General features: G+C 71.2%; 10 protein-coding genes. 7 read left to right on the top strand and 3 right to left on the bottom strand.

Going from position 1 to position 12,518, the window contains the following annotated elements; all coding sequences use genetic code 11:
* Positions 1–81: 81 nt before the first annotated feature.
* On the bottom strand, positions 82–1,386 hold the full coding sequence (locus tag IG90_RS45470) for a M23 family metallopeptidase (protein ID WP_233435878.1): 1,305 nt from the start codon (positions 1,384–1,386) through the stop codon (positions 82–84).
* 468 nt (positions 1,387–1,854) lie between these two features.
* Here IG90_RS45470 and IG90_RS0102225 point away from each other — a divergent pair, with 468 nt between their 5' ends.
* Positions 1,855–2,559 (top strand): SanA/YdcF family protein, encoded by a 705-nt coding sequence (locus IG90_RS0102225; protein WP_030576588.1) that lies wholly within the window; start codon positions 1,855–1,857, stop codon positions 2,557–2,559.
* Between the two features lie 136 nt (positions 2,560–2,695).
* Here IG90_RS0102225 and IG90_RS0102220 read toward each other — a convergent pair whose 3' ends face one another.
* Positions 2,696–4,123 (bottom strand): hypothetical protein, encoded by a 1,428-nt coding sequence (locus IG90_RS0102220; protein ID WP_030576585.1) that lies wholly within the window; start codon positions 4,121–4,123, stop codon positions 2,696–2,698.
* A 79-nt stretch (positions 4,124–4,202) separates the two neighbouring features.
* Complete coding sequence (locus IG90_RS0102215; RefSeq protein ID WP_030576582.1) at positions 4,203–5,417, bottom strand: L,D-transpeptidase; 1,215 nt, start codon at positions 5,415–5,417, stop codon at positions 4,203–4,205.
* A 132-nt stretch (positions 5,418–5,549) separates the two neighbouring features.
* On the opposite strand from IG90_RS0102215, the gene resB reads away from it, so the two are divergent.
* The 6 genes from resB to IG90_RS0102185 all read left to right on the top strand — a co-directional run bounded on the left by resB (position 5,550) and on the right by IG90_RS0102185 (position 12,407).
* Positions 5,550–7,238 carry a cytochrome c biogenesis protein ResB gene (resB, locus tag IG90_RS0102210; RefSeq protein ID WP_233435877.1) on the top strand — a complete coding sequence of 563 codons (1,689 nt, stop codon included), beginning with the start codon at positions 5,550–5,552 and terminating at the stop codon, positions 7,236–7,238.
* Positions 7,235–8,341, top strand: coding sequence for a c-type cytochrome biogenesis protein CcsB (gene ccsB / locus IG90_RS0102205; RefSeq protein ID WP_030576577.1), 1,107 nt, complete (start codon positions 7,235–7,237; stop codon positions 8,339–8,341). The genes resB and ccsB overlap by 4 nt, the downstream gene beginning before the upstream one ends.
* 59 nt (positions 8,342–8,400) lie before the next feature.
* Complete coding sequence (locus tag IG90_RS0102200; protein WP_233435876.1) at positions 8,401–8,904, top strand: hypothetical protein; 504 nt, start codon at positions 8,401–8,403, stop codon at positions 8,902–8,904.
* Positions 8,905–8,980: 76 nt separating this feature from the next.
* Positions 8,981–10,606, top strand: coding sequence for a multicopper oxidase family protein (locus IG90_RS0102195; RefSeq protein WP_030576572.1), 1,626 nt, complete (start codon positions 8,981–8,983; stop codon positions 10,604–10,606).
* A 308-nt stretch (positions 10,607–10,914) separates the two neighbouring features.
* Positions 10,915–11,883 (top strand): WD40/YVTN/BNR-like repeat-containing protein, encoded by a 969-nt coding sequence (locus IG90_RS0102190; RefSeq protein ID WP_030576570.1) that lies wholly within the window; start codon positions 10,915–10,917, stop codon positions 11,881–11,883.
* A complete protein-coding gene (locus IG90_RS0102185) occupies positions 11,880–12,407 on the top strand; it encodes a hypothetical protein (RefSeq protein WP_030576568.1) in 528 nt (175 codons plus the stop codon). The genes IG90_RS0102190 and IG90_RS0102185 overlap by 4 nt, the downstream gene beginning before the upstream one ends.
* Positions 12,408–12,518: the final 111 nt, after the last annotated feature.

The following is a 12,518-nucleotide window of genomic DNA, read 5'->3' as shown; positions in this document are numbered from 1 at the left end:
GAAGGCCCGTTGACACTGGCAACAGCCGGTGTCCGGCGGCCTCCGTGTCACAGCGCCAGGGTGTCCCTCGCGGGTTTCCGCCTACGTCGGGTCGAGGCCGTGGCTGCGCAACCACGCCAGCGGATCGATCGCATCGCCGCCGCCGGGGTGTACTTCCAGGTGGAGATGGGGCCCCGACGAGTTGCCGGTGCTGCCGGCGTAGGCGATGACGGTCCCCGCCTTGACGAAGCCGGAGCGGATCCTGAAGCCGGCGAGGTGGGCGTACCAGGTCTGCGTGCCGTCGGGGGCGGTCACCTTGACGAGGTTCCCGTAGGACGTGTTCCACACGGCCTCGACCGTGCCGTCGGTCACCGCCATCACGGGCGTGTTCATGGGGACGGGGAAGTCGAGGCCGGTGTGCCGATTCGACCACATGGCCCCGGCCGCCCCGAACAGCTCGCCGACTCCCTTCTGTGCGACGGGGAGTACGAACTTCGGGCGCAGTGCCTCCTTGCGGGCGGCCTCCGCCTTCTTGCGTTTCGCCTCGGCCTTCCTGCGCTTCTGCTCCTCGAGCCGCTGCTGTTCGAGGTCGACGCGCTCCTGCGTGCGGCTCGCGCGCTCGGCGAAGTCGTCGGCTCCGCTGCTGAGTGTGGTGAGCTGGGTGTCGAACTCGCTGTTGGCCGCGGAGGGTTCGACGGCCGGGTCGTCGGCGGCCTCCACAGCCTCGACGTCGTCGCCGAGGCCGATGGAGGCCGCGGCCATCCCGGCCATGCCCACGAACGCGACGGAGGGGGCGACCACGGTCAGGAACGCGGAACCTCGGCGAGGCGCCCGGCGACCGCGGCCCCGGCCGTCGGCGCGTCGCGTCGCCGGCCGGTCCGGGGAAGTGCTGGGAGCGGACGAGGCCGCGGACGTGTCCTGGGCCGAGCCCGGCGCGTCGTACGTCGGCGCTCTGCCCAATGGTTCCTCTTCGGGACCGTCGTGGAAGTCGACGAGGGCGGCACCGTCGTCGGGACCGAGCGCGTCGGAGCTGTCCGGGATCGTCGGGGAGAAAGCCGGACCGATGGGATCCGCCCACTGGCCTGCGTACCAGTACCCGCTCGGGCCGGTGCGGCAGTCGGATATCTCCCACGCCTTGGCCGTGTCGTGGCCGCCGCTCTCCTCGTGCCACGTGCGGTGGACGAAGGGCCCGTCATCAGGTGCGCTGATGCCGTACGTGCCCGGCATCGCACCGAACAGCGGGTCCGTATCGGTATATCCGGCGTGGTGCTGTCCTGGATCGTGGTTGGGGCGGCCGTGGGGCTCGTGCGGGACTTCCCACCGGGGGTTCTCCTGCCATGCGGCGTGCGTCGTGCCGGAAAGGGGGACTGCCGGGACCCAGCCCTCCGACGCATGACGATCGTCCACCAGCACCTTCTCCTTCACCTCGGCAGCCGAAGGACGAGCGGCGACTGCACCTGCGGAGAGACCGCTGAACGTCGGGTCGGACCTCACGCCCGGCGGAGATACTAACCCACTACGTAGTTTCTTCGGGTGGATGGGTTCGGAAGCGGGACGCGAGGCACGCAGAGCGGCCGGGGCTCATGGGCGAGCTGGGAAGCGCCTGCCTCGGCCGGATCCAGGTCCCCCCTCGGCGCTCCGGTGCCGTGGAGGGCGGCACTGGCGAACCGGCGGCCGGAGTCCGGCACCACGGCGAGATGACCTGCGACGTTCAGTGCGCCGAGTGAGGTTGGTCACGCTGCGAGGAGGGGCGGGACCATGCGCGGCGTCCTTCGTTTGTCAGAGCGCTGGGGGCTGTCGAGACGACGAAACAGCCGACACGCACAAGCCGCCGCCGCTCACCACGGTGGCCGACGAACTGGGGGGTCCGCCGTCATGCGCTTGCCGCGCCCGCACCTGAGTGCCATCCAAAGGCTGCGTCTGCCGCGCACCCGCGCGGGGCGGCGGCGGTTCGTGCAGGCGCTGATGCTGCTGTGCGTGCTGGCGCTGTTTCCCGCGACGTGGGTGTTCACGGCGGCGGACGGCCGGTTGCGGACGACGGCCGACGTCCCGCGCACCGATGTCGCCGTGGTCTTCGGCGCGGGCCTGTTGTGGAACGGCGAGCCGTCGATCTTCCTCGCCAACCGCCTCGATGCGGCGGCCGAAATGTACCGCGAGGGCCGCGTCAAGGCGGTTCTGGTCACCGGCGACAACAGCAGCCACCACTACAACGAACCGCACAGCATGCGGCACTACCTCACCCATCGTGGCGTACCCGCCGACCATATCGTCAGCGACTACGCCGGCTTCGACACCTGGGACTCCTGCGTACGCGCCAAGAAGATCTTCGGCGTCGACCGCGCGATCCTCGTCAGTCAGGGCTTCCACATCCGCCGGGCCGTTGCGCTGTGCCAGGCCGCCGGCGTCGACTCGTACGGCGTCGGGGCGGCCGACCATCACGACGCGGTCTGGTACTACGGCGCCACCCGCGAACTGTTCGCCGCGAGCAAGGCGGCCCTGGACGCGGCGTTCGAGCCGGAACCCCAGTTTCTCGGCCCGAAGGAACCGGGGGTGGCGCGGGCGCTGTCCGACGCCCGGTGATCAGGCCGCGGCTGACGAGCCGTTGAATCGCGGTCGGCGCTTCTCCAGGAAGCCGTGCAGGCACTCGTTGCTCCTCCGCCGCGGAAGGGCGCGTGCCACGCGCCTTCGTCCACGCCGTCGGGACACGGTGACACGCTCACCCCTGCGGCAGTGGTGTCCGGCGGCCGGAGCGGGCCACGGCGAGCAGGATGGCCGCCGACAGCCCGTACAGCGCGACGGTGGCGGTCGTCCTGCCGACGTCGTCCTTCTGCGGGGCGGGAGGCACGTACAGCGGCCGGGCCTCGTGCAGGAGCTGCGAGGAGCCGGCCTCGACCGGGATCCAAGTCTCTGTCGTGGTCGGCCCGTTGTCGTCGGGGAAGGCGGCGTAGACGAACCAGCGGCCGGGCTCCGGCACCGTGATGTCCCCGCGGTACACGCCGTTGCCGAACGGCTCGAGGGGTCCGGACAGCTCCTGTCCGGCGCGTCGTGCGACGAGGACGGCACGGCCGGATACGCCCGGCTCCGGAGCCACGGTGACGTCGATCCGGGAGCCCCGAACCGTCGTCCGCCAGTGGGCCTCGCCCGCCTCGGCGCCCTGACCGGGGTCGTGGGCGGCCGCGCGCCCGGCGGACAGCAGGGGCAGCGCCAGCGTCAGCGCGGCGACCGTCAGCCCGGCGGTCCGGATCACTGGGAGCCGGGTGTGGGGCAGTCCCTCGGCGGCGAGGACGACCAGGGCCGAGCTGCCCAGCGAGACGAGCAGGGACGGGACGATCTGGTCGGCGGCGACGGTCGTGCCGTGCGGCAGGACGGCAAGCAGCGGCACGTACGCCGCGTGCACGGCGAAAGGAACGATGAGCGCGAGCCACCACGAGGACGTACGCCACCTGCGGACCAGGTCGGCCGCGAGGGCGACGAGGAGCACGGGCGGCACGATCGGCGTGGAGTACCCGAGGCCGGCGAGGACCGGAAGCACCGCCAGCCGCACGGCCGTGACGACCAGCGCCGCCCGGGTGACGGCCCACGGATGCGGGTCGAACCGCCGGATCAGCACGATCGCCAGAGTGATCCCGGTCCCGGCGGCCGGCAGGAACCACACGGCCGAGTACTGCGGTACGTCGGACTCGTATTCCATGACCGGTGCCAGCGAGGCCGCCAGGACGAGCCCGCTGCCGAGCACCAGCGACCCGCCGCCGCCCTCGGCGGCGATCGCCCGCAGCAGGGTGACGGCCAGGGCGAACGTGGCGATGATGGCCAGCAGGTGGGGCGGGCTCCACAGCACCGCGTCGCGGCCGAAGGTGGTGTGCCAGGCCTCGTCCGCCGGAGCCGAAACGCCGATGGCCCCGGCGGACACGGCCGCCCAGCGCAGCAGCGGGTCCGTCGCGGCCGCGCGAAGGCCTCGGCCGCGGATCCTTCCGGCCCCCCACCACGCGGTGGCGGCGAGGGTCACGAGGAGGGAGCCGTAGAGCAGCACATGCGGTGCGCTCCAGAAGGTGTCCCGGCCCACGTCGGTGTGCAGCGAGTCGTCCCAGTACATGCTGAACAGCGCCAGCAGCCCGCCGGCCGCCGCGGTGATGAGCCGGTTCATGGTCCCCGCCTGCCTTCAAGGTCGGTGATGGCCGATACGGCGAGGCTATACCCCCGTGGGGTATATGAAAACCGGTGTGTCAGTCCAGCGCGCTGCCCTTCTGCCAGGTCTCCCAGTCGACGTTCCAGTCGCCGTAGCCGTTGTTGGTCGCCACCGTGTCGACGGAGTTGACGACGGTGACCGGGTCGCCGAGGTGGACCTGGTCGTAGAACCACTTGGCGTCCGCCGTGCTCATACCGATGCAGCCGTGACTGCCGTTGACCCGGCCGAACTTGCCCTCGTTCCAGGGCGCCGCGTGCGCGTAGGTGCCGGACGGGGTGAGCTGGACGTCCCACTTGACCTCGCCGAGGTCGTACGCCTCGGGCCCGAAGATGCCGACCGACGCCGAGTTCATACGGATCGTCGGAACCTTGCTCAGCACGACCATGGTGCCGTTCCAGGTCTCGAAGTCCTTCTTGCCGGTGGAGACCTTCAGCGTCCGCAGTGTCTTGCCGTTCTTCGCCACCGTCATGGTCTTCTTCACGACGTCGACGGTGCTGGTCACGGCGTCGCCGATGGTGAAGTTCACGACGCGCTGCTGGGTGCCGTACACGCCGCCGCCCGCGTTCACGCCCGCCAGGTCCATGCGCAGAGTGACCTTGGTGCCGGGCTTCCAGTACTTCTGGGGGCGGTAGTCGATGCGGTCCTTGCCGTCGCGGTCCTTCATCCAGCTCCAGGCGCCCTCGACCGCGGGGGAGGCGGTGACCTTGAGCTTCCGCTCGACCGCCGCCTTGTCGTGGATCGGCTTGTTGAACGTGATCGAGACCGGCATTGCGACGCCGACCTTCGTGCCCTTGTCGGGGTTGTAGGTGCCGACGAAGGTGTTCTGCGCCGCCTCGGTGGTGAAGGAGGCGGTCTCGGTGAGGGCCGACCCTTCGGGCGCCTTGCCCTTCGCGTTCACCGTGTAGGTGGCGCCCGGGGCGAGGGGGGTGCTGGAGGTCCATACGGACTTGTCCTCGGACCAGGTGCCGGAGAGCTTGCCCGGGCCGGGCGAGCTGACCTCGACGGACGACAGGGACCCGCCCTGGGCGCGCACCGTCACCTTCCGGCTGACCGGCACCTTCTCGCTGTCGGCGCCTGGCTCCACGGCTATCGCGGCCGGGCCACCGTTCTTCCCGTCATTGCCCGCCATGTCCGCGCCGCTGTCCGCCGTGCCGCCGGCGCTGCACGCGGCGAGGGCGACGACGGCGGCCGAGGCGAGCGCGAGCGGCTGTACGGTCCGGCGGGCAAGCCGTGCTGTCAGGCGCTGTCGCATGAGGCTCCTCTCCATTCCCAAAGGGCTAAGTGATTTCGTAGACGACCGTCACGGGATCCCGGTTCCCCGTTCCGGTTCGTGGCCTTGCGGGGTGCTCGCAGAACGGATTCCGCCGTGTGTCAGACTCCTCGCGTGGCTACTAATAATTTTCGTAGTCTCGTCGATTCTCCCGCACGAGGCGATGCCTCCGCGAGCGATTCCGAGCCGAAGGCCGACGAGCCGAAGGGGCTCGGCCCGGCCGGCTGGCTGCGCTGGGCCTGGCGTTCGCTGACCACGATGCGCACGGCGCTCGTCCTGCTGCTCCTGCTCGCGCTCGCCGCCGTTCCCGGTTCCCTGGTACCTCAGGAGGGACGCCAGCCCGCCCAGGCCGCGGACTTCCGCGAGCGCAACCCGGATCTCGCGCCGGTCCTGGACAGGCTCGGCTTCTTCGACGTCTACGCGTCACCCTGGTTCGCCGCCGTCTACCTGCTGCTGTTCGTCTCACTCGCGGGTTGCATCGTGCCGCGGACCCGCCAGTACGTACGCACCCTGCGGTCCCGCCCGCCGGCCGCGCCGAGCCGGCTGGACCGCCTGCCGCAGCACGCCGTCTGGACGGCGTGCTGCGATCGGGGCGAGGTCCTGCTCACGGCCGCGGACCTGCTGCGGCGGCGCCGGTTCCGCGTCGACGTCGACATGGAGGGGGACGGCTCGGTCTCGGGAGAGAAGGGGTACCTGCGCGAGGCCGGAAACCTGGTGTTCCACACCGCCCTGTTCGGGCTCCTCATCGCACTCGCCGTCGGCAGTCTCTTCGGCACGACCGGCCAGAAGCTCGTCCTCGAAGGGGACAGCTTCACCAACACCGTGACGCAGTACGACGACTTCACCCCGGGCACGCTGGCCTCCGCCGACAGCCTGAAGCCGTTCGGCTTCCAGCTCAAGGGGTTCTCCGCCACCTACCAGCGCGGCGGCCCGCAGCGCGGCACCGCCAGCTCCTTCGTCGCCCGGCTCAACTACACCGAGCGCGAGGGCGGACGGGCGCGGGACGCCCGCGTCGAGGTCAACAAGCCGCTGGAGGTGGACGGTTCGAAGGTGTTCCTGGTCGGCCATGGCTACGCACCGGTGGTGACCGTCCGCGACGGCAAGGGCGAGGTCGCCTGGCAGGGGCCCGCCGCGTTCCTGCCGCAGGACAGCAACCTCACCTCAGTGGGCGTGATCAAGGCGCCGGACGCCCTCGACCGCAAGGGCAAACGGGACGGCCTCGGCTTCTCCGGCCTCTTCCTGCCCACCGTCCAGCTGACCAGCAACGGCTGGCAGTCCTCCTTCCCCGCCACGGACGACCCGGTGCTGGTCCTGACCGCCCACCACGGCGACCTCGGCATGGACAGCGGGCAGCCGCAGAACGTCTACCAGCTCGACTCCACCCGCATGACCCAGTTCCGCGAGGCCGACGGCTCCCCGTTCGCGCAGGCACTGCGCCCCGGGGACCGGATGAAACTTCCCGGCGGCGCGGGCTCGCTCACCTTCGACGGCATCAAGCAGTGGGCCAGCTTCCAGATCGCCCGCAACCCCAGCAACGCCACCGCCCTGTGGAGCTCGGTGGCCATGGGGCTCGGCCTGTGCGCGTCGCTCTTCGTCCGCCGCCGGCGGGTGTGGGTGCGCGTGGAGCCCATGCAGTCCGGCCGCGTCCGCATCGCGGTCGCCGGACTGGACCCCGGTGGGACCGAGCGAACGGCCGAGGAAGTGGCCGAACTCGCCGACGAGTTGCGCGAGCGCTTCCCCGCCCCGCGCACCGCCACGCCGGACGTGAACGCCCCAGCACCCCTGCACCAGGAGCAGAAGTGAGCGGTACCTCTCTCGCGGACCAGAACCTGGCCCAGCTCGCCAACTGGCTGATGTACTCGGCGATCGCCGTCTACCTGCTCGCCTTCGTCGCCGCCTGCGCGGAGTGGGCGTTCGGAAGCCGGGGACCGGGCATTCGCACCTCCGCCGCGTCGCCGGCGAAGCAGCAGACTCCGGTCGCCCGCACGGGCGGCCGGACAAGGAGCGCGGCCGTGGACGGTGCAACAGGAAGCAGCACGCAAGTGCTGGCACCGCCCGCGACCGCGTCTCCGGAGCCGGCCCAGGCACTGGGGGGCGACGGTACCGGTGCGGCCGGCGACAGCCCCAAGGCCGACCTCGTCGGACGGATCGCCGTCTCACTGACCGTGCTGGCGCTCCTGCTCCACTCCGGCTCGGTCCTCGCCCGCGGCCTCGCGGTGAGCCGGCCACCGTGGGGCAACATGTACGAGTTCTCCACCGCCTTCGCCCTGATGGCTTCGGCCGCGTACGTGGGCCTGCTCGCGGCACGCAAACCCGTTCGCTGGCTGGGAGTCCCGGTCCTCTTCTCGGTCCTGCTCACCCTCGGCCTCGCCGTGTCGGTGCTCTACGTCGACTCCGCACAGCTCGTGCCCGCCCTGCACTCGTACTGGCTGTGGATCCACGTCTCCGCCGCGATCATCTCCGGCGGCGTGTTCCACACCGCGGCCGTGGTCAGCATCCTGTACCTGGTGCGCGACCGCTGGGAACGTGCCGTCGCCGCAGGCCACGGCCAGGGACGCGGGGCGGGCCTGTGGCGGCGGCTGCCGTCCAGCCGGACGCTGGACAAGCTGGCATACCGCCTGACCGGCCTGGTCTTCCCCCTGTGGACCTTCGCGGTCATCGCGGGCGCGGTGTGGGCGGAGGCCGCATGGGGCCGCTACTGGGGCTGGGACCCCAAGGAGACCTGGGCCTTCATCACCTGGGTCGCCTACGCCGCGTACCTCCACGCCCGCGCCACCGCCGGGTGGAAAGGGCGGCGCGCGGCGGTGCTCGGCCTGGTCGCGTTCGCCACCTTCGTCTTCAACTACTACGGCGTCAACATCCTCATCACCGGTCTGCACTCCTACGGAGGACTGCCGACCAACTGAAGATCTCATCGGTCCACCGACCTCTGTAAATTACCCCCTGGGGGTAAGATGGCGACTCGGTGACCGGAAGCGCGGCACAGGCGGAGTTCATGGCGATACGGGCAGCACACAGCGGCGGCAGGGCCGTCCGCTGGACGTACGGGGTGTTCCTGACCCTGTTCGTCGCGCTGGCTGTGCTCGTGCACCACGAGACGGCCGCGATGGGCGCCTCGCACGTGATGAGCGCTTCGTCCATGCCCGCGATGGATGCCTCCTCCATGCCGGCCGCTGCCCATGCCGGCCAGCCGAGCGCTTCCCATGCCGCCCACGTCATGCCGGGCGAGGCGGCGCCGGCCGCCTGGGAGTCGTCCTCCGCGCACAGCATCGACGCCGGCGGTTGCGCCGCCCCCGGCATGCAGCACTGCACCACGGCGAGCATCGCCTCCGTGCAGCTTGCCGCGCCCGCTGAGAACGAGTTCTCACTGCTGGCGGATCTTCGTGAGACCGCGCCAGGGCGCTCGCCCGCCGGTACGGTCGGCCGAGCCCCGCCGGACCTGTCCGTCCTCTCCCAACTGCGTATATAGGCCGCGCCGGACGGCGCGCGATGTGCCGTCCCTCCGCGACCACATCGGCAGTTTCGAGACAAGAGGACACAACACGATGAACAGCATCAACCGCCGCTCCGTCCTGCTCGCCGGGCTGGGAGTGGCCGGCGCCGGCGCGCTCGCCGCCTGCACCAGCGGGAGCGGCTCCGGCAGTGGCAACGCCCTGGTCAACCCCTCCGCCTCGGCGGTCGCCGCCGCCGAGAAGCAGCGCAAGACCACCGGACGGCAGCAGAAGCTCACCCTGACCGCGGCACCCGCCATGATCGACCTGGGCGGCGGCGTCATGCCCAAGACCTGGGCCTTCGACGGCCGCACGCCGGGCAAGGAGATCCGGCTCTCCGTCGGCGACACCCTGGTCGCCGAGCTGTCCAACCAGCTCCCGAACAAGACCACCACGTCGATCCACTGGCACGGCATCGCGCTGCGCAACGACATGGACGGCGTGCCGCCCGCCACCCAGAGTGCCGTCCGGGCCGGCTCCACCTTCACCTACCAGTTCATCGCCGACGCCCCCGGCACGTACTTCTTCCACCCGCACGTCGGCGTCCAGCTCGACCGCGGCCTGTACGCCCCGCTGATCGTCGAGGACCCCAAGGAGACCCTCGACTACGACGACGAGTGGGTCGTCCTCCTCGACGACTGGGTCGACGGCGTCACCGGCACCCCCGACGAGGTCTGGGCCGAGCTCAAGCAGGGCATGGGCGGCATGGGCATGGACATGGGGGACAGCAGCAGCCCCAGCCCCAGCGGCATGGAGGGCCACGACATGGGGGACATGGGCGGGATGGACATGGGCGGTGATTCCGAATCCCCGTCCGCCTCTTCATCGAGCGGTATGTCGATGAAGTTCATGCTCATGGGCGCCGAGAGCGACCTCCTCGGCGGCGACGCCGGCGACGTGAAGTACCCGCACCACCTGATCAACGGCCGGGTGGCGACCGACCCGGACGTCTACACCGCCAAGCCCGGCAAGAAGGTCCGGCTGCGCATCATCAACGCCGGCTCGGACACCGCCTACCGCGTCGCCCTCGGCGGCCACAAGCTCACCATCACCCACACCGACGGCTTCCCGGTCCGACACCAGGAGGTGGACGCCCTGCTGATCGGCATGGGCGAGCGCTACGACGCCCTCGTCACCCTCGGCGACGGCGTCTTCCCGCTCGTCGCCCTGGCCGAGGGCAAAAACGCCAACGGCCTCGCGCTGGTGCGCACGGGCTCGGGCAGCGCGCCGAAGGCGACCGTCCGCCCGAAGGAACTCAACGGCATGATCATGACGGCGTCGCAGCTGCGCGCCGCCGACGACGTACGCCTGAAGTCCGCCAAAACCGACGTCACGCACCAGCTCAAGCTGACCGGCGGCATGGACAAGTACAGCTGGGCCATCAACGGCAAGCCGTTCGACATGAAGAACCCCGAGGCGAACCCCATCCTCATCGAGGAGGGCCAGCGCGTACGGCTCGACTTCGTCAACACCACCACCATGTGGCACCCGATGCACCTGCACGGCCACACGTACCAGATCGGCGACGCGGGGCCGCGCAAGGACACCGCGATCGTGCTGCCCAAGAAGAAACTGTCCGTCTTCTTCGACGCCGACAACCCGGGCCAGTGGATGCTGCACTGCCACAACGCCTACCACGGCGAGGCCGGGATGATGGCGAACGTGGCCTACCAGGCCTGAGGCCCGACTCGCGCCGTCCGGGCAGGGCTCACAGCAGGTGATGGGCCCGTCCGGACGCGGCGCGGGATCGGCGCCCATGTCGTACGGCCGTTGACGAGGGCCGAATGCGCCGGAGCGCGACGTCGAGCACCCCCTCCCGGGAGGCGGGCGCTCCCCTCGGGCCGTCTCTCAATTTTTAATGTCCTAAGTAGCATCGGTTGCGACCGGCGGTCGCCGGTGATCACGAATGGGCACGCGGTGCACGGACCGCCTGGGATGTCCGTTCCGGCGCCCCTCCGTCACGACCCCCATCCGAAGGAAGCACGCTCATGACCTCCACACCATCCCGCAAGGCGAAGCCGCCGGCGGGAGCCACCAAGGCCGAAAGGCGCCGGGCGCAGGCCGCCGAAAGGGCTGCCGAGGCACGGCGCGCCGAGCAGCGGGCGCGGCGGCTGCGCTGGGGCGGTGCGGCTCTGGCCGTGGCCGCGGTCGCGGCGGGCGGGATCGTCCTGGCCACGCGCGGTGGCGGCGGCACGTCCACCGGGTCGGCGACGGAGCCCTTCGTGGGCGGGGACCTGCACACCGTGTCGGTGGTCGGCAGCCGGCTCTTCGTGGGCGGGCACGCGGCGGCCGCCGTCTCCGGCAACGGCGGCCGCACCTGGCAGGAGGTGCCCTCGCTGCGCGGGGCGGATCCCATGGGGTGGGCGTCGACGTCGGACGCCGTACTGGTGGGCGGGCACCCCGGGCTGTACCGGTCGACCGACGGCGGAGCCACGTTCGCCAAGGTGACCGGCGCGGGCGCGGTCAGCGACGCACACGCGATCGGTGCCGCCGGTGACAGGGCCTACATCGCCTCCCCCGAGTCCGGCCTGCTCGCCTCCACCGACGGCGGCAAGACGTGGAAGACAGTCAACGCCGAGGCGGGCCGCTCCTTCATGGGCACCATCCTCGTCGACCCGGACGATCCGCAGCGGCTGATCGCCCCCGACATGTCCAGCGGACTGCAGACCAGCAGCGACGGCGGGAAGACCTGGAAGGAGCTGGGCGGCCCGATGAGCGCGATGGCCGCCGCCTGGAACCCCAAGGACATCGACCAGATCCTCGCCGTCGGCATGGACGGCGCCCAGCTGAGCAGCGACGGCGGCAGGACCTGGAAGCAGGCCGACCTGCCCGAGGGCACCAGCGCGGTCGGCTACGACGCCACCGGCAGCACCCTGTACGCGGGGGCGCTGGACGGCCAGAACGCCCGCACCTACCGCAGTACCGACGGCGGTACCACGTGGAAGGTCACCTCGTGACGACACCGCACGACGGGCAGGACGCCCGCCGCGGCACCGCCCCCGGCGTAGCCGGCCCCGTCGGTCAGCCGCCCCGCCGCAGGCCTGGCCTGCTGCTGTCGGCGGTGGCCGCCGCTGTGGTGCTCGCCCTGGCCGCCGCGGCAGTGGCCGCCCTGCGGGAGGGGTCCGGCGGCGGAAGCGGGCCGGCCGCCACCGCGGCACCGAGCGCCACTGCTGCCTCCGTCACCCCGCCCGCCGCACAGGTGCGTCCTGTCCACGAGGCCCTCCACGACATCGACGCCAGATGCCGCGCCAAGGGCGAAGGCGGTAAGCAGACGTCCCTCACCCGGGACATCGACACGATCATCGACTTCTCCCGGCGCTACCCCGACGCCCGCTTCCCGATCGACGACGAGACCGGAAGCACGCTGTCCCTGCTCCTGGTCGCCCGGCAGAGCATGCGCGACTGCGCACCGGCCCTCGCGGCCCGTGTGGACGGGGCAGTGCCGTCCGACTTCCGCGACGGCGCCCCGACGGCTTCATGATGGAGGTGACCGTGTGCGAGCGGGCGGACGGGGCGGTGGCAGACCGGCTCGTAGGTACGGGAGGCAAGACCCACAGGGCCGGTACGTCCACCGCCGCCGACCGAAGCACCG

This window comes from Streptomyces anulatus, assembly GCF_000721175.1.
GTDB lineage: Bacteria > Actinomycetota > Actinomycetes > Streptomycetales > Streptomycetaceae > Streptomyces > Streptomyces anulatus_C.
This window is presented reverse-complemented; position numbering and strand designations above follow the sequence as displayed.

Coding starts and splice junctions, on each gene's coding strand:
- IG90_RS0102225 (WP_030576588.1), top strand. CDS start 1,855: ATGCGCTTGCCGCGCCCGCACCTGAGTGCCATCCAAAGGCTGCGTCTG.
- IG90_RS0102215 (WP_030576582.1), bottom strand. CDS start 5,417: ATGCGACAGCGCCTGACAGCACGGCTTGCCCGCCGGACCGTACAGCCG.
- IG90_RS0102190 (WP_030576570.1), top strand. CDS start 10,915: ATGACCTCCACACCATCCCGCAAGGCGAAGCCGCCGGCGGGAGCCACC.
- IG90_RS0102220 (WP_030576585.1), bottom strand. CDS start 4,123: ATGAACCGGCTCATCACCGCGGCGGCCGGCGGGCTGCTGGCGCTGTTC.
- IG90_RS0102195 (WP_030576572.1), top strand. CDS start 8,981: ATGAACAGCATCAACCGCCGCTCCGTCCTGCTCGCCGGGCTGGGAGTG.